The sequence below is a fragment of the Burkholderia sp. S171 genome, assembly GCF_009766085.1.
Lineage (GTDB): Bacteria > Pseudomonadota > Gammaproteobacteria > Burkholderiales > Burkholderiaceae > Caballeronia.
Genome location: NZ_LMUF01000061.1, coordinates 105,704 through 120,675 on the forward strand (window position 1 = coordinate 105,704; position 14,972 = coordinate 120,675).

A 14,972-nucleotide genomic window follows, 5' to 3' on the forward strand; every position below is an offset into this window, starting at 1 on the left:
GGAATAAACCCGGCGTTGCGGCCGTTCAGGTCGAATGGTGTTTTATCGCGTGCTTCGCCGCGTTTTCGGCCGCCTTCTGCGTCAGCGAACACGTGGACGTTTGCGTGAGTCGAAAAGTCCAGTAGGCATCCTATGCAGTCAGATCCTCTATTGACGTACCCGTCAACGAAACGACGAAATCGGAAAACTCCCTCACTTTGGCCGGCAGATGATGACGCGACGGGTAGGCAGCATAGAGCGGAAAGGTCTCGTCGGGCCAATCGGGAAACAGGTCCACTAAGCGGCCACTGGTCAGCAATTGCTCGGTGCCGAGCGCGAGGACTTGCGCAACCCCGTGTCCAGCGAGACATACGCCGTGCATCGTCCCGACGTCGTTCGCGGTCAGGCGTCCCCGGGCGGCAACCAGAACCTTCTTCTTGCCGCGATGAAATTCCCACTGGAAGGGGCGCCCCGTTTCCGGATCGCGGAAATGAATGCACGTATGTGGCTCGCGTTCGAGATCGGCCGGGGCGAGCGGGCGGCCATGTTTCTTGATGTACCCCGGCGATGCAACGGTAATGACGCGCGTATCCAGCAGCTTGCGCGCAACCAGCGTGGATTCGCGCGGCTGACCAAAGCGAACGGCGAGGTCGAAACCGTCCGCGACCATATCGCCAAGCTGATCGCGCGTGATCAGGTCGAGTTGCAGTTCGGGGTACTTCTCCACGAACGCGCCGAGCCGGGGCCCAAGGAATAGGCGCGAAAAGAACGGATCGATATTCACGCGCAAGCGCCCGCGCACTGCCGTTGCCCCTTGCGACGCAGACGAAGCCGCTTCTTCAAGTCCGCTTAGCAAGGGCACGATCTGTTCGTAGAAACGCCGCCCTTCGTCGGTGAGCTTGACTGAGCGTGTAGTACGGTCGAATAGCCGGATACCCAGTCGCGCTTCGAGCCGTGCTACCGAGCGGCTCACGCCGGATTGCGACATATCGAGCGCTTCGCTGGCCGCGGCAAAACTGCCGCTGTCGACAATCGCGCTAAATACACCCATGCCGTTCAGCGTCCTTTCATCGAAACTCATGCACATGCGCTCCTGTCATTAATCGGCTGGAGGTCATGCTATCGCGAAATGAGTGCGACGGTGGCGAAGGCGTGGGCGACCGGGCTCCTAGCGCGGTGCAGTCACGCCAATCACATGCTTGCCGACAGTCAAACTTTCGCGGGGACCTTGGTCTGCTTGAGCAAGGTTCCTGGACTCGACATGTCGCTCGAACGGAAACGCTGCCGGTATTCCATCGGGCTGATATGAAGGCGCTTGCTAAAGGTTCGCCTGAGGGTGTCAGCGCTTTCGAATCCACATCGGCGCGCGATGTTTGAAACGGGATGGTCCGTGCTTTCCAGATATCGCCGGGCGGCGTCGATGCGTGCGTCATTGAGAAAGGCGATCAGGCTGACGCCGCACTCCTTGCTAAAGACGCGGGACAGGTTACGCGCGCTCATGTTCAGCCGCTGCGCAAGAGAGGCCATGGTGTGCGGCAGTTGAAGATTGTCGAGCAGGTACTGCTGAACCGGCTGGATCTGTGAATCGGCGGCAGCTTGCGTTTCCAGCAGAGGGCTGAATTGCGATTGGCCGCCCGCGCGCCGCACATACACAATCAGGTACTTCGCTACGTCCAGCGCCATCTTCTTGCCGAAGTCTTCCTCGATCATGACAAGCGCGAGGTCGATGCCCGCGGTCACGCCGGCGGTCGTGTAAAGACCGCCGTCCTTGACATAGATCTGATCCGGTTCGACTTTCGCTTTTGGAAACATGGCGGCGAGTCTTGCCGCATCCATCCAGTGAGTCGTCACGGTCTTGTGATCGATCATGCCAGCCGAACCGAAGGCGAATACGCCGTTGCAAATAGCGGCAACGCGACGGCTGATGCGACGTTGTTTCACCAGCCATTCGCTGAGGGTGGAGTCCTCCAGAACTTCAAAAATGCCGAGACCGCCTGGGATGATCACCGTATCGAATTCCGGGCAGGGGTCGAAGATCGTCCGGTCCGGCACGACCGTTAGACCACTGGACGAGAGCACGGATCCGCGCGTCGTGCCGACGGTCAGCATTTCGTATTCACACTGCCCCTGGCTCAAGATGCGGACCTCGGCGAATGCATCTTTCGGCCCGGCGATATCGAGCAACTGGAAGCCGGGAAACAACACCATGGCGACGGTGATCTTGCGCATATGCGAGTCCGATGAATTCGGGATCCGGGCAGGCGAAGCTTGCGCCGCTGCGGCACCCGTTCACGCGATGAAACCACGCCGGAAAGCAGGCTGGCCCCAGCCGACGCCAGGAACAATTATTCTAAGGTGACAGAATTTCGATGACCAGCGGGACGTGATGCCAATTGATCAACATGAGCACGGCGCACTTGGAATGCGCCGCGCCGTTCTGTTTTAACAAAATGCTTAGACAGCCTGCTGAAGTGAACGCGCATTCGCCGGCTGGGAACCGGCATGCAAGCTACGTTGTGCCAGGTTGCCGAACAGCAAACCCAGCGTGGTCCACATGATCACTTGCATGCCGATGGCAGCAACGCGGAATTTCCAGAGCAACACGGCAGGAAAGGCGGCTGGCACCTCGTTGATCGCCGGCATGCCAATCTGCACGGCGGCAATGATCACGGCAAACACCGCTGCGCCAGCAATGGATGCATTCCATGATCCGACGCGGGCAATTGCCGCCCGGCGAACCTTCAGCGAAAACACCATGGCGGCTAGCGAGATCACGATCATAAAAAAGAACAGGCCGGTGCGATAGCCGATGGTCGCCGGGTCGCCAACCGAAGGTGGATTGGCGGGATACTTGAGGTTCGGCACGATCACTAAAGCGATGAATCCCGCGATAGCCAGCCACGCCGACAAAGCATTTGCGCTGAGCGTGCCGGCCCGGCCAACCATGGCCGAGAAGGTCAGCGCGAACAGGCCGCCAATAGCGGCGCTGTAAGCCATTACGCCCGTGAGCAAACCGAGGCCTGCTTGCGTGTGACGGCTGACGAGTTCCGGTTCCGGCGCTTCGCCCTTTGCCGCATCCGCCTTTTCCTCAAATGAGATCGCCTGATCGACTTGAGGCTCGCCGACTATTTTCGCGAAACCGAACGTAAGCAGCCCGGCGGCAATGCCAGCGAGCATGCCGCGCACCAATAATTTTCCGACCATGGGAGTCTCCGGATCAATGGCAAGGGAAGCCAAGCAGGTGCCGGCCATCGTGTACAAATTCATGCACATACATGCCGGGAATCAGCGATGTCGCGCCTTCTTCCGCACCCACGAAATAGATCGCGAGCAGCATCAGCAAGCCACCGAAAATCGCCCACGGGATCAGCTCACGAGTGGGAAGCGGTAACGGCGGCAACGGCATGGCGGTTGAATCCAGAACAGCGTCGGTCATAAGGATCTCCAAAAACATTAAAAAATGCGGCCCGGTTCAAGCGTCAGCGGTGACGACTGCAGCATCGATCGCTGCTATTTCCGCCGCCGAGAGCACGTCGGCTTCCACCAGGGTTTTCTTGAGTGCGAGGAAAAAACGTTCGTAATAGTCCCAGCGCGGCTGGCCTGCGCAATAGCCGTCTTCCCATTCGGCAATCGATTCGATCAGGTTCTGCCGGAAGCCTTCCCACTCGAAGTAGCCAGCCTTCGATAACGACAGCGCGAGGCCGAACACATCGCGCTCCCAAGGTTTGTCGAAGAGAAATTTGCCTTGCTGGCGAGGCGGTGAATCGGGTTGACCCAGCATGCTTGATGCAGCGTATTCCTCGAAGCGCGTGAACATGATCAGCCCGCGGCGAGTGATGGCGACGGTACCAACGCAACGCCCATCATCGCCTCTGGCGTGATGAGTGCAGCCAGTGCCTCTTCGCTCATGCCATCCGTTCCCGCTGGACGTTCCGGTACGACAAACCAGCGAATCTGCGCACTGCTGTCCCACACCTTGACCTCGGTGTCCGCCGTTACAGGCACGCCGAATTCGCGCAGCACCGCACGCGGTTCACGCACGCCGCGCGCACGAAATACGGGGTCTTTGTACCAGTACGGCGGCAGCCCGAGTACCGGCCAGGGGTAACAGGAGCACAGCGTACAGATGATCAGGTTATGCACGCCGTCGCCGTTCGCGACTGCGGCCATGTGTTCGCCTTCCGCGCCGTCCATCCCTTGCGGCAAGTCCATTGTCGCGATGGCTTTGGGCGTGTCTTCGATCAAAAGCTGCTTGAACGCGGGATCGACCCACGCACGCGCGACAATGCGCGCGCCGTTGAAGGGGCCCGCCACGGTTTCGAAATGGCCGAGCACGGTATCCACTGAGTCGCTGCCCAGCACGCCTTTCTCGATCAACAGCGCTTCGAGCGCGCGCACTTTTGCGGCGCTGGCCGCTTCGCGCTCATCGTCGTATTTGAATAGTTCGCTCATGGTCGTGGTTCCTGGCATGGTTCAGTTGGCTGCAAGCAGATAGGCATCGAAGAGATCGGCGTAGATGGTCGTATTGGGCTCGCTCTTCTCCTCGCCCCAGATGTCGGCGGCATTGAACGCGACGCGATACACCGGCATGGCCTGACCGATGCCATCGGGTCCCGTCGAAACGAAATACGAAAATGCGCCGGGATAAACAAGGTCCACCTTGCCGCGTTTGTTACGCAGATATCCGGGCAAGCGCGTGTGCTCGACAGCATCCGGGTCCGCCACGCACACTTGCGCTCCCTGCGAAAAACGTGGCGCTTGTTCGAATGCGTGAAAACCGGAATCGCCGTTGACCAGGTACGCGTTGATTTGCGCGGCAATCGCGGGATTAGGCTTGGCGGGAAGCGCGGCCTGCGGATCAGCACGGTAGTGGCGGGTCTTTTCGTCGAGTTCATCAGCCGACAAATACCCTTCATCGATAAAAAACTGCGAGATGCCCATCAACCATTTTTCGTAGTAGCGGTACTTGAAATACTCGAACGGCTGCATGCCTTCGGCACCCGTGCGCAATGACGCCCAGGTCCAGGTATTCCTGAATGTAGTGGGCAGATCGGCGATGGGATAACGCGGTAATGCGTCGGCCAGATGCGTGCTCTCGGCCATCATCACGGTATGGATGCCGAAGATGCGTTTCTCCCACGGCTCGACGAACACTTGCGTGTCCCCATTGACCGGACCGAGATTTTCCAGTCCGCCTAAGTTGTGCTGTAGTTTCATTCGATGGTCCCGGACGAAAGGGGGTTGAAGTTCAGTCGAAGTTCAGTCGACGCTCAGTTGAGTTGCGGCTCGGGTTTGCGGGTCAGGGCGTCGCCGACGAATTCCGACACGATCCCGAACAGCGCGCCCGTGATCAACGCGGCCGCTGCAACGAGTGCGGGGTTATGAATGCTGGCCGTAGTGATGGCTCGGCCGGTAGCCACGGTCGTGCCCACGGTCGACGCAAAACCCCACACGACCGCGGGCAGCACGCTCAGCAACTTGACCTTCGATGCCTGCACCATTGCTGCGCTGCCCGCGCCTACACAAATCGCCGCGATGGCGGGTGTCTGCGCCGAACTCGCGATGGCCAGCAACGACAGCGACGCAATGACAAGACCCGTGAGGTTCGAAGCAACGCTTTGCACGAATCCGGCCGAGCCGCCACCGACCACGAAGAACGATGCCCATGCGATAAATGTCACCCAGACGGGGACGGGAAATACCGTGGCGGTGATGTACGTATCGACTACGGCCAACACGCCGATGCTGACCGTAAAGGCTTCGGACTTTTTCATTGCAGGCTCCTTGAGGGTAGTGGTTCAGGATTGATGCAGGCAATCGAGGAAGGCTTCGCGCAGGCGCGGCATGTCGAGGTCGCGACCGATGAATACGAACTTGCTGTCACGTGTTTCATCGGCGCGCCACACGCGTCCGGGACGTGCTTCGAGCAGCATGTGGACGCTATGAAAATGAAACTGCCGCGGCTCGGACTGGAAGTGCAGCACGCCCTTCATCCGCATCAGTTGCAGGCCGGACTGCTGCACGAGCTGGTTGATCCAGCGATTGAAGCGATCCGGATCGAGGGCGCCGCTTTCAACCAGCGCACACGATTGAATCGATGAATCATGTTCGTGGTCGTGAGCATTTTCATCGAGCAGATCGGGCTCGATTTCAAGTAGCGCGGGCAAGGAAAAACGCCGTACGCCAAGCAGAGAATCGGCTGGGACGCGCGAATGGCTGGCAGTGGTGATGGCCGCGGTCCGGTTCAGTGCACGCACCTGTTGTTCGAGCTTCTCCAGCGCGTGAGCGTCGATGAGATCGACCTTGTTGATGACCACAATGTCAGCGAACGCTACCTGCTCGCGCACGATCTCGTCCTGCAGTTGCTGAGCGAAATGATGTGCATCGACCAAGGTGATCACCGCTTCCAGTTCGACCGCTTCACGCAAATCCGGGTCTGCCAGGAAGGTCTGCAAGACGGGCGCAGGATCGGCAAGTCCCGACGTCTCCACGATCAGGCGATCAAGTCTTGCGTGCGTGCTGCCTTGCGTGCGCATCAGCAGTTCCTTGACGCTCGAGACCAGGTCAGCGCGCACCGTGCAACACACACAGCCGTTGTTGATTTCGATCAACGCTTCTTCTTCGGCGACGATCAGCTGGCCGTCGATGCCGACCTCACCGAACTCGTTCACGACAACGCCAATGCGTCCGGCCGTGCTGTGCTGCATCAGGTGATTGACCAGCGTGGTCTTGCCGGCGCCTAGAAAGCCTGAAATCACGGTGACGGGAATCTTGCGCTGCGGCTTGGGTTGAGGTTGGTGCATGGCTGATCTCGACAAGGGCCTGAGGGATTTGGCCTTGTAAAGAGCGAGTACCAGGCCCGGTTTTGCCGGACGGCTTGAGTGAAACGCGCTCTGTCTCGATTGCCCCGCTCTGATGACCGTATTGGTATTAACGGGAGATAACGGACAAAATTTGAATCTGCCCAGCTTCAGGTTCAGGACGGAATAGGGTGCATTGACGGGCAGGCGTGCCCACGCGGGGTGCGCGATGCGCCTTGATGAGTGGAGTCGGATTGAGCGCGTGGTCAACGGCAGGAGCGACTAACGGCTTCGCAAACGAGGCGACCATTCAGCACGTAGGGGTGAGCAATCGCTTGAACAGACCTCAGCGATAATGCATTCCCCGGCGCTGCCTTCCCGCGCGTCGATCTTTGAGGGAGCGTCGGCGTGGTCGATTCATCCGCAGTCTTGGCTGTTTTGTCTGTCTATATTGCAGGTGTGGTTATTCCCGGACCGAACTTTGTCGCGGTAGCGCACAAGGCGGCTTCGTCGACACGCTCCGAGGCCTTGGCGGTCGTCGCGGGCATCGTCTTGGTCAGCCTGTTCTGGGCGACGTGCGCCATTCTTGGCGTGGGGATTGTGTTCGCCGCCTTCCCGTGGATGGCGCTGGTCGTCAAGATTGGCGGCGCAGGGTATCTCATGTGGTTCGGCTGCCGGCTGATCATCAAGGCGCGAGCTGGCGAGTCGTCGGGCATGACCGCGGCGAGCGTGCCTGGCGGATTGCGCAAGGCATTTGTGCAAGGCTTCGCGACAAACATCACGAACCCGAAGTCGGTAGCGTTTTTCGCCGCTATCTTCGCTTCCGCCACGCCCGCGCATATGTCGCCGGTTACCTTCGTGGCCATGCTTGCCATGGTCGCTCTGGTCGCAACGACGTGGTACGGCTTCGTCGCACTCGTCCTGTCGCACGCGGGAATTGCGTCAGGCTACCGCGGTTACCGGGCATGGATCGACCGCGTGTGCGGCGGGTTGATCGTGGCGCTGGGCGTTCGCCAGCTATTGACGCGCTAAAACGCGAGTACCGTCCGTGCCGTTTTAAAAGGCCTGGACTTCGCGCCGGCCGATGACCGCTCAAACTCGCGTCGAACGCGACGCTTCGCGCCGTAACAGCGCTTCCGCTACCGACACAATCTGGTCCATCGCCTTCTTCAAATGGTCTCGAAGAATGCGCGTGCCGAGGCGGACGTCTCGCGCGCGGCTCGCCTCGATCATTTCTATATGTTCACGGCGCGTGTTCTCCCTGATCGGAACATTGACCACCTGAAAACGGAAATAACGCTCGTTCCGGTCGTTCAGGCGCTTGAGCGTCTCTATAGCTAGATGAAGCCCCGACGGCGCATACAGCGTTTCGTGAAAGCGCCAGTTCAATTGGCCCCACGTGCTTTCAGTGGCGTTCTCCATCTCGTCGACAACGTCGAGCGCCTTGGCGAGGACTTCGTCACTGGTGGATGCCATCGCGGCGCCAAAGATCCAGGGTTCCAGCCGCAGGCGTATCTCGAAGCTTTCCCTCACTTCGTCGGCGGAGATGCCGCACACGAACGCACCTTTGTGCGGAATCAGCGTCACCAATCCCTCGCCGTGCAGGCGCGTGATGGCTTCGCGAATAGGCACGCGGCTGACGCCAAGTTCATCGGCAAGTGCTTCCTGCCGCAACGCCTCTCCTGAGCCGAGTTCCCCCCGCAGGATTTTTCCGCGAATCGCTTCCAGCACGAGATCGACGGTAGTCGCGCGGGTAATTTTGGGTGCACGCGGGGCGATAAGAGACGGCGGCGCTTCCTCGAGAAGAATCTCGTCCACGGAAGTTGGAGCGGAAGATGGGCGCTGCATAAAGTCTGTTCCAGAAGAATTTCGTCACGAACATGATGCCACAACTGGATAGTGTATCCACACGCCGCTTTCAGCCAATCTCCCCGGAGACCTCGCCCGGCCGGGCTTGACGATTTTTAAGTCGCGATTTCCCGTCTCTGACGCCTTTGTTCTTCGACAAAATCATCTTGACACGATCTTTTGTAAACATCATATTGGATACAATCTCCAGTACTCGGGAGTAAAAACAACGGCGCGCTTGAGGACGATTTCCAGCGCAGAACGGCCAATTCAAGAGGATTTTCATGCGTTGGAGCAAGGTGCTTACTGTGGTGAATTGTCATGCCGAGGGTGAAGTCGGCAACGTGGTAACCGGGGGCGTTTTCGATATTCCCGGCGCCACCATGTTCGAAAAAATGATGTACCTGGAGGAAAGCCGGGACGACTTGCGCAAGCTCTGCTTGTTCGAGCCGCGTGGTTCTGCGAATCAGAGTGTCAACTTCATCCTGCCGGCGACCGATCCACGCGCGCAGATGGGCTATGTGATCGCCGAGTCGACGGAATATCCCGCCATGTCCGGCTCGAACACCATGTGCGTCGCCACGGTGTTGCTGGAGACCGGCATCCTGCCCATGACTGAACCCGTCACCGAGCTTGTGCTCGAAGCGCCGGCGGGGCTCATCAAGGTTCGTTGCGAATGTTCACAGGGCAAGGTCACCAAGGTCGAGTTCACGAACCAGCCCGCCTTTGCGAATCACCTGAACAAGGTCGTTGAGGTTGAAGGCCTCGGCAGCATTACGGTCGACGTGGGCTATGGCGGCATGACGTACGTATTGGTCGATGCGCAAACCTTGGGCTTCAGCATAACGCCCGACGAGGCGCGGGATTTATGCGAGCTCGGCCAGACGATCAAAGCCGCGGCAGCGGAACAATTACCTTCACCGCATCCGCTGAATCCGCTTATCAAAGGCATTACGCAAACGGAATTCGTCCTGCCGCTGCGACGCGAGAACGGCGTACTGACGTCGCGCAATACAGTGATCGTTTCGCCCGGCCGCTGCGACCGCTCGCCGTGCGGCACGGGTACGTCGGCGCGCCTTGCGGTCATGCACGCAAAAGGCCAGATCGGCGTAGGGGAAAAGTTCATCCATGAGTCGATTATTGGCTCGGTGTTCGAAAGCCGGATCGAGTCGGTCACGCAGCTCGGTTCTTATCCGGCTGTCGTGCCGGTTGTATCGGGACAAGCGTGGATCAGCGCAATTTCCCAGGTGGGTGTTGATCCATCGGACCGCTTTCAAACCGGTTTTACCCTGTCCGATACCTGGCTGGAAGCGGTCGACCACAAACTGATCAAATCGAGGGTGTAGTCAGCAGCAACGCGAATTTATCGATTAGCCGACGGCTAACTAACTAGGAGTACTTTTCATGTGGCATGGTGTTTATCCTGCGGTGACGACGAAATTTCACCCGGACGGCAAGCTGGATCGCGATGAAATGACGTTGGGTTTTTCGATCCAGCTAGATGCAGGCTGCGATGGACTGATCGTTTGCGGATCGCTGGGCGAGGGGCCGATGTTGACCCACGCCGAGCGTATAGAAGTGCTTGATACAGCACTCTCGATTGCAGGCGGCAAACCTATCCTGATGACGGTGGCGGAGGCGTCGACCCAGGACGCCTGTGCTTTGGCCCGGAGCGCGCGTGCAGCGGGTGCCGCGGGTCTGATGGTGGTGCCCAGCATGGTGTATCACACGGACGAGCGCGAGACAGTGGCCACGCTGAAGGCGGTGGCTGCGGCTGGGGAATTGCCGGTCATGATTTATTCGAACCGGCTTGCTTACAGGGTGGACGTGACCTCGCCCATCCTGGATGCGCTTGCATCGGACGAACACTTTGTCGCGATCAAGGAGTCCTCCGACGACATTCGCCGGACCACCGAAATCCTGAACACGTTCGGCGACCGCTTCGATGTATTGACTGGTGTCGATAACCTCGCGTTCGAGGCGCTGGCCGTCGGTGCGCATGGTTGGGTAGCGGGATTGTGCTGTGCGTTTCCGGCTGAAACGGTCGCCATTTACCGCTTGATGAAAGCGGGCCGTTACAACGAAGCGCTGTCCATCTACCGTTGGTTCCGTCCGTTGCTCGACCTTGATGTCAGTACCTACCTCGTCCAGAACATCAAGCTGGTAGAGGCGATTTCCGCGAACTCCAATGACCGTGTGCGGATGCCGCGCATGGCCCACGAAGGCGCGCGCCGGACGGCCATTGAAGCGCTGGTGCGGCATGCTATTGAAACCCGTCCGGTTATTCCTTCGGATATCTAATTATTAGACGGCTGCTCCGGGGAATCGCGAGCCGCTCCGTATAGAACATTATTTGTGGGAAGAGAAAATGCGCTTAACCAGAAACTTCGTTGTCTGTTGCGGTCTTTCGGCAATCATGGGGTCGGCTCTCGCGGATACCACCGTGACAATCGGTCTGTCGGGGCCGCTCACGGGCAATCAGGCCGGTAGTGGCAAGGACAATGAGAATGGCGCGCGTCTGGCCATTCAGGACCTGAACGCGAAACCGATGACAATCGGCGGCCAAAAGGTCACGCTGAAACTTGATTCCGAGGACGATCAGGGCGACCCGAAGGTGGGGGTGCAGATCGCTCAGAAGCTGGTGGACAGCGGTGCGATTGCCATACTTGGGCCGAACAATTCCGGTGTCGCCATTCCCGCGTCTCGCGTGTTTAACGGAGCGGGCGTTGCCATCCTTCCGGTCGCTTCAAATCCGGCGCTGACTGCGCAGGGTTTCAACAACATCTTCCGCATTGGCGCGAGCGATGCTCAGCTTGGCGGCTCCATGGCCGACTTCGCGAAGAATGTCTTGAAGGCCAGCAAGGTTGCTGTGATCGATGACCGCACTGCCTACGGCGAAGGTATCGCGACCGAGTTCCTGCGCGAAGCGAAACAGATCGGTCTGACGGTGGTCGAGCAGGACTACACCAATTCGAATGCGGTGGACTTCAAGGCGATTCTCTCGACGCTCAAGGCGAAAGAACCGGATGCCATCTTCTACGGCGGATATACCGCGCAGGCGGGCCCCATGGTCAAGCAGATGCACCAGATCGCGCTGAACGCGAAGCTGATGGGCGGCGACGGTATTTGTTCCGCAGAGATGGCGCAGTTGGCGGGCGAGCTTTCATCGGGTGTCTATTGTGCCCAAGGCGGATCAGCACTGGATAAGACGGAGGCGGGACGAGCGTTCATCAAACGCTTTAAGTCGACGTACAGCATGGACATGCTCGTCTATGCCGCCAATTTCTACGATGGCACGATGATGATCGCCCAGGCCATGCAGGCAACGAATACCACAACCGATCGCGCGAAGGTCCGGGCGTATCTGGCAGGTGCGCAGTACGACGGTATTGCGGGGCATTACGCATTCGACTCGAGCGGGAATCTTAAGGGCGCACCGACCACGGTCTACACCTTCAGGAAAGCGCAACTTGTGCCTTACTGAACGGCGTTAGTGTCAATCGTATCCGTAGCGGCGGCGTCAGGTGTCCCGAAGCCGAGGCTCAAGGATGCGTATAGGTACCGTTGTTGGTATTCGCAGCCCCTCGCGTCTTCTTGTGCTTCTTATGTTTGGGCGGCGGCGCGTGCCGCGAAGCGCCGCCGTTTCCCGACATGGACGACTGTCCCTCGCCGAAGTGATACGTATCCGCCAATGCAGCGGTTGAGATAAAAGCAAAAGCGCTGAGGGTCGAGGCAATCACTATGTGCGTAAGCTTCATTGCGCGGGCGTTCCAAAGTTAAAGTGCGTCAGCTTAAACCAAAGCGCTGGTGACGCACTTCATCTCATCCCCGTCACTTGCCGCGAAGCGGCTTGTCCTGCATGAACCAGGACAACGCGAAAGCAAGCAGCACCACTGCGCCGGCCACGAGAAACACGACATGCATCGATCCCGAGAACGCGTTGAGATAAGTCTCGCGGAAAGCGGCGGGAAGATGCTGGACCATCGTTGGCCCCATCGATCGCGGTAATTCCGCCCCCGGCGGCATGGCGTCTGCCAGACGCGAATGCAGACCGTTCGTAAAGATAGCGCCGAATGTTGCGACCCCCACCGAACCGCCGATCGACCGGAATAGCGTCGCGCCGGATGTTGCCACGCCGACATTCTTGAAGGGCACCGCATTCTGCACGGCGAGCACCAGCACCTGCATGACCATGCCGAGTCCAAGTCCCAGCAGCAGCATGAACAGGTACATGGTGCGAAGCGGGGTATCCAGTTGAAGCGTTGACAGCAAGAACATGCCGCAGGCGATAAGCGCGGTCCCGCAGATAGGGAACCAGCGATATTTTCCAATTCGGCTGATCACGCGGCCGCTGATGATGGAGGTGGACAGTATGCCGGCCATCATCGGCAAAATTTGCAGACCGGCTTGGGAAGGGGTCGAACCCTTCGCCACTTGCAGATACAGCGGCAGGAACGTGATCGCGCCAAACAGCGAAAATCCGACGATAAAACCGATCAGCCCGCTCAGCACGAACGTGCGCTCCCTGAAAAGCTCAAGCGGCATAATGGGTTCGGCGGCGAGGCGTTCTTCGTAGATAAAACCGCCCAGCGTGATGAATCCGAGCGCGAGCGTGAACCAAAGCTGCGGCGAACTCCACGGCAGCAGCGTGCCTCCCTGGCTGGTAAAAAGGATGATACAAGTGAGCGAAGCAGCTAAAAACGCGGCGCCCATGTAATCGATTTTATGTTTTACATGCGCCACGTGCGGTTTGAACACGAGTCCGATCACGATCAGCGCCAGCACGCCCAGCGGCACGTTGATATAGAAGATCCAGCGCCATGAAAGATGCTCGACGATAAACCCGCCCAGCAGCGGTCCGACGACTGTCGCAAGTCCGAACACCCCGCCGAACAGGCCCTGGTAACGGCCGCGTTCGGCGGGCGGAATGACGTCGGCAATGGCAGCCATGGTCACGACCATCAAACCGCCGCCGCCGAGACCCTGCAACGCGCGCAACACGATCAGCTGGGTCATGTCTTGCGCCACGCCGCACAGGATCGAGCCGGCAAGAAAAATGAGGATTGACGCCTGAATGACGACTTTGCGACCGAACAGATCGCCGAATTTGCCGTACAGCGGCACCACGATAGTCGACGTCAGCAGATATGACGTCACGACCCACGACAGGCTTTCGAGCCCGCCCAGCTCGCCCACGATGGTTGGCAGCGCCGTTGAAACGATGGTCTGGTCGAGTGCGCCAAGCAGCATGACGAGCAGCAGCGCCGTGAAAAGCAGCCGGATTGGCGGCCGCTCTTCAATGGCGGGAAGTGCGACAGAGGGTTGCAGGGATTCCATTCAGCTGCCCGATGAGTTAAATTAATGTTGGAGTTAATATTAGGCGACGCCGATCCCGGGGTCAATTGCCACTATGACTAAAGATGTAACCGATCCTTCCGAACCGTCCGTTCCTGCCGTCCCCGTCGCGCCGCCGAAGCCTGGTCGCCGGCCTGGGAGGCCGACCGGCGCGCAGCACGGCGAGCCGCGGGCGCTCCTGCTGGACGTCGCACTGGTTTTATTTGCGCGTCAGGGAATCATGGAGACCACGCTCGGCGCGATCGCGCGCGAGGCGGGCGTGACCCCGGCCATGGTCCATTACTACTTCAAGACGCGCGATCAGCTGCTGGACGTGTTGATCGATGAGCGATTCGTGCCGTTGCGCGCTGAACTCGGTCGCGCGTTCGCGGACTCGGACGCGGAGCCGGCTGAAGCGTTGCGCGCGTTCGCCGAAGGGCTTATTGCGGTGTGTGAGCGGTATCCGTGGTTTGCAACGCTGTGGGTTCGCGAAGTCATCAGCGAAGGCGGATTGCTGCGCCAGCGTATTGCCGAGCGTTTCGGCGATGCCAATAAGAGGGCATCGATCGCACGCATTGCGCAATGGCAGAAGGAGGGCAAACTCAACCCGCACCTGGAGCCGTCGCTGCTGTTTGTATCGCTATTCGGATTGACCGTGTTGCCGCTGGCGGTGACTTATTCGTGGGCCGAGGAGAGCGGTGTTTGTGCGCCCAGGCGCGACCAGATCGCGAAGCACGCGGTGGCATTGCTGATGCACGGCGTCGGGCCGATGTGACCGGCAGCGGGGGTAGCAGGCAGCGGGCGCGACGGTTAGTTCGTCGAGTAGAAGGTAACGCGGCTTTGCGTGGGTCGAATCATTCGCGTTGGGCGCGTCAGGCCATAGATTGGGAAGAATGTTCCGGTACCTGTAACAAATTTGCAGTTACGCCGTTAAAATGCGCGCCGGGCACGCTGCCTGGCCGCTCGATAAAAAAGGGCGCGTCGCCGGCAGGAAAACAGGCCACGACAAGG

17 protein-coding genes are annotated in these 14,972 nt (G+C 59.2%); 5 read left to right on the forward strand and 12 right to left on the reverse strand.

Translation table 11 applies throughout. The features are described 5' to 3' along the window. Window positions 1–130: 130 nt before the first annotated feature. The 9 genes from GSQ93_RS33785 to GSQ93_RS33825 form a co-directional block, all read right to left on the reverse strand. Complete coding sequence (locus GSQ93_RS33785) at window positions 131–1,060, reverse strand: LysR family transcriptional regulator (RefSeq protein WP_158940267.1); 930 nt, start codon at window positions 1,058–1,060, stop codon at window positions 131–133. A 128-nt stretch (window positions 1,061–1,188) separates the two neighbouring features. Beyond that, entirely contained in the window at window positions 1,189–2,208 is a 1,020-nt protein-coding gene (locus GSQ93_RS33790; protein WP_158940268.1) for a GlxA family transcriptional regulator, read from the reverse strand. A gap of 225 nt (window positions 2,209–2,433) precedes the next feature. After that, complete coding sequence (locus tag GSQ93_RS33795; RefSeq protein ID WP_158940269.1) at window positions 2,434–3,183, reverse strand: CbtA family protein; 750 nt, start codon at window positions 3,181–3,183, stop codon at window positions 2,434–2,436. A gap of 13 nt (window positions 3,184–3,196) precedes the next feature. Then, window positions 3,197–3,415 carry a CbtB domain-containing protein gene (locus GSQ93_RS33800; protein ID WP_158940270.1) on the reverse strand — a complete coding sequence of 73 codons (219 nt, stop codon included), beginning with the start codon at window positions 3,413–3,415 and terminating at the stop codon, window positions 3,197–3,199. Between the two features lie 36 nt (window positions 3,416–3,451). Beyond that, a complete protein-coding gene (locus tag GSQ93_RS33805) occupies window positions 3,452–3,796 on the reverse strand; it encodes a nitrile hydratase accessory protein (protein WP_158940271.1) in 345 nt (114 codons plus the stop codon). A 2-nt stretch (window positions 3,797–3,798) separates the two neighbouring features. Continuing rightward, window positions 3,799–4,431 (reverse strand): nitrile hydratase subunit alpha, encoded by a 633-nt coding sequence (gene nthA / locus GSQ93_RS33810; protein ID WP_158940272.1) that lies wholly within the window; start codon window positions 4,429–4,431, stop codon window positions 3,799–3,801. Between the two features lie 21 nt (window positions 4,432–4,452). Next, complete coding sequence (gene nthB / locus GSQ93_RS33815) at window positions 4,453–5,196, reverse strand: nitrile hydratase subunit beta (RefSeq protein ID WP_158940273.1); 744 nt, start codon at window positions 5,194–5,196, stop codon at window positions 4,453–4,455. 53 nt (window positions 5,197–5,249) lie between these two features. Then, entirely contained in the window at window positions 5,250–5,753 is a 504-nt protein-coding gene (locus tag GSQ93_RS33820; RefSeq protein WP_158940274.1) for a DUF1097 domain-containing protein, read from the reverse strand. 24 nt (window positions 5,754–5,777) lie between these two features. Then, on the reverse strand, window positions 5,778–6,782 hold the full coding sequence (locus GSQ93_RS33825; RefSeq protein ID WP_158940275.1) for a GTP-binding protein: 1,005 nt from the start codon (window positions 6,780–6,782) through the stop codon (window positions 5,778–5,780). A 405-nt stretch (window positions 6,783–7,187) separates the two neighbouring features. Between GSQ93_RS33825 and GSQ93_RS33830 the strand changes: the two genes are divergently transcribed. Then, window positions 7,188–7,811 carry a LysE family translocator gene (locus tag GSQ93_RS33830; RefSeq protein ID WP_158940276.1) on the forward strand — a complete coding sequence of 208 codons (624 nt, stop codon included), beginning with the start codon at window positions 7,188–7,190 and terminating at the stop codon, window positions 7,809–7,811. A 60-nt stretch (window positions 7,812–7,871) separates the two neighbouring features. Here the strand turns inward: GSQ93_RS33830 and GSQ93_RS33835 are convergent, their stop codons facing one another. After that, complete coding sequence (locus GSQ93_RS33835) at window positions 7,872–8,627, reverse strand: GntR family transcriptional regulator (RefSeq protein WP_158940277.1); 756 nt, start codon at window positions 8,625–8,627, stop codon at window positions 7,872–7,874. Window positions 8,628–8,911: 284 nt separating this feature from the next. On the opposite strand from GSQ93_RS33835, the gene GSQ93_RS33840 reads away from it, so the two are divergent. The 3 genes from GSQ93_RS33840 (at window position 8,912) to GSQ93_RS33850 (ending at window position 12,111) form a co-directional block, all read left to right on the forward strand. Continuing rightward, a complete protein-coding gene (locus tag GSQ93_RS33840; RefSeq protein ID WP_158940278.1) occupies window positions 8,912–9,973 on the forward strand; it encodes a proline racemase family protein in 1,062 nt (353 codons plus the stop codon). 58 nt (window positions 9,974–10,031) lie between these two features. Further along, complete coding sequence (locus GSQ93_RS33845; RefSeq protein WP_158940279.1) at window positions 10,032–10,928, forward strand: dihydrodipicolinate synthase family protein; 897 nt, start codon at window positions 10,032–10,034, stop codon at window positions 10,926–10,928. A 115-nt stretch (window positions 10,929–11,043) separates the two neighbouring features. Beyond that, entirely contained in the window at window positions 11,044–12,111 is a 1,068-nt protein-coding gene (locus GSQ93_RS33850) for a branched-chain amino acid ABC transporter substrate-binding protein (protein ID WP_254074212.1), read from the forward strand. 58 nt (window positions 12,112–12,169) lie between these two features. On the opposite strand, the gene GSQ93_RS33855 is transcribed toward GSQ93_RS33850, so the two are convergent. Then, window positions 12,170–12,385, reverse strand: coding sequence for a hypothetical protein (locus GSQ93_RS33855; protein ID WP_158940281.1), 216 nt, complete (start codon window positions 12,383–12,385; stop codon window positions 12,170–12,172). Window positions 12,386–12,458: 73 nt separating this feature from the next. After that, window positions 12,459–13,964: an MDR family MFS transporter gene (locus GSQ93_RS33860; RefSeq protein WP_158940282.1), complete on the reverse strand. Its 1,506-nt coding sequence runs from the start codon at window positions 13,962–13,964 to the stop codon at window positions 12,459–12,461. A gap of 73 nt (window positions 13,965–14,037) precedes the next feature. Between GSQ93_RS33860 and GSQ93_RS33865 the strand changes: the two genes are divergently transcribed. After that, window positions 14,038–14,736: a TetR/AcrR family transcriptional regulator gene (locus GSQ93_RS33865; protein WP_158940283.1), complete on the forward strand. Its 699-nt coding sequence runs from the start codon at window positions 14,038–14,040 to the stop codon at window positions 14,734–14,736. Window positions 14,737–14,972 lie beyond the last annotated feature (236 nt).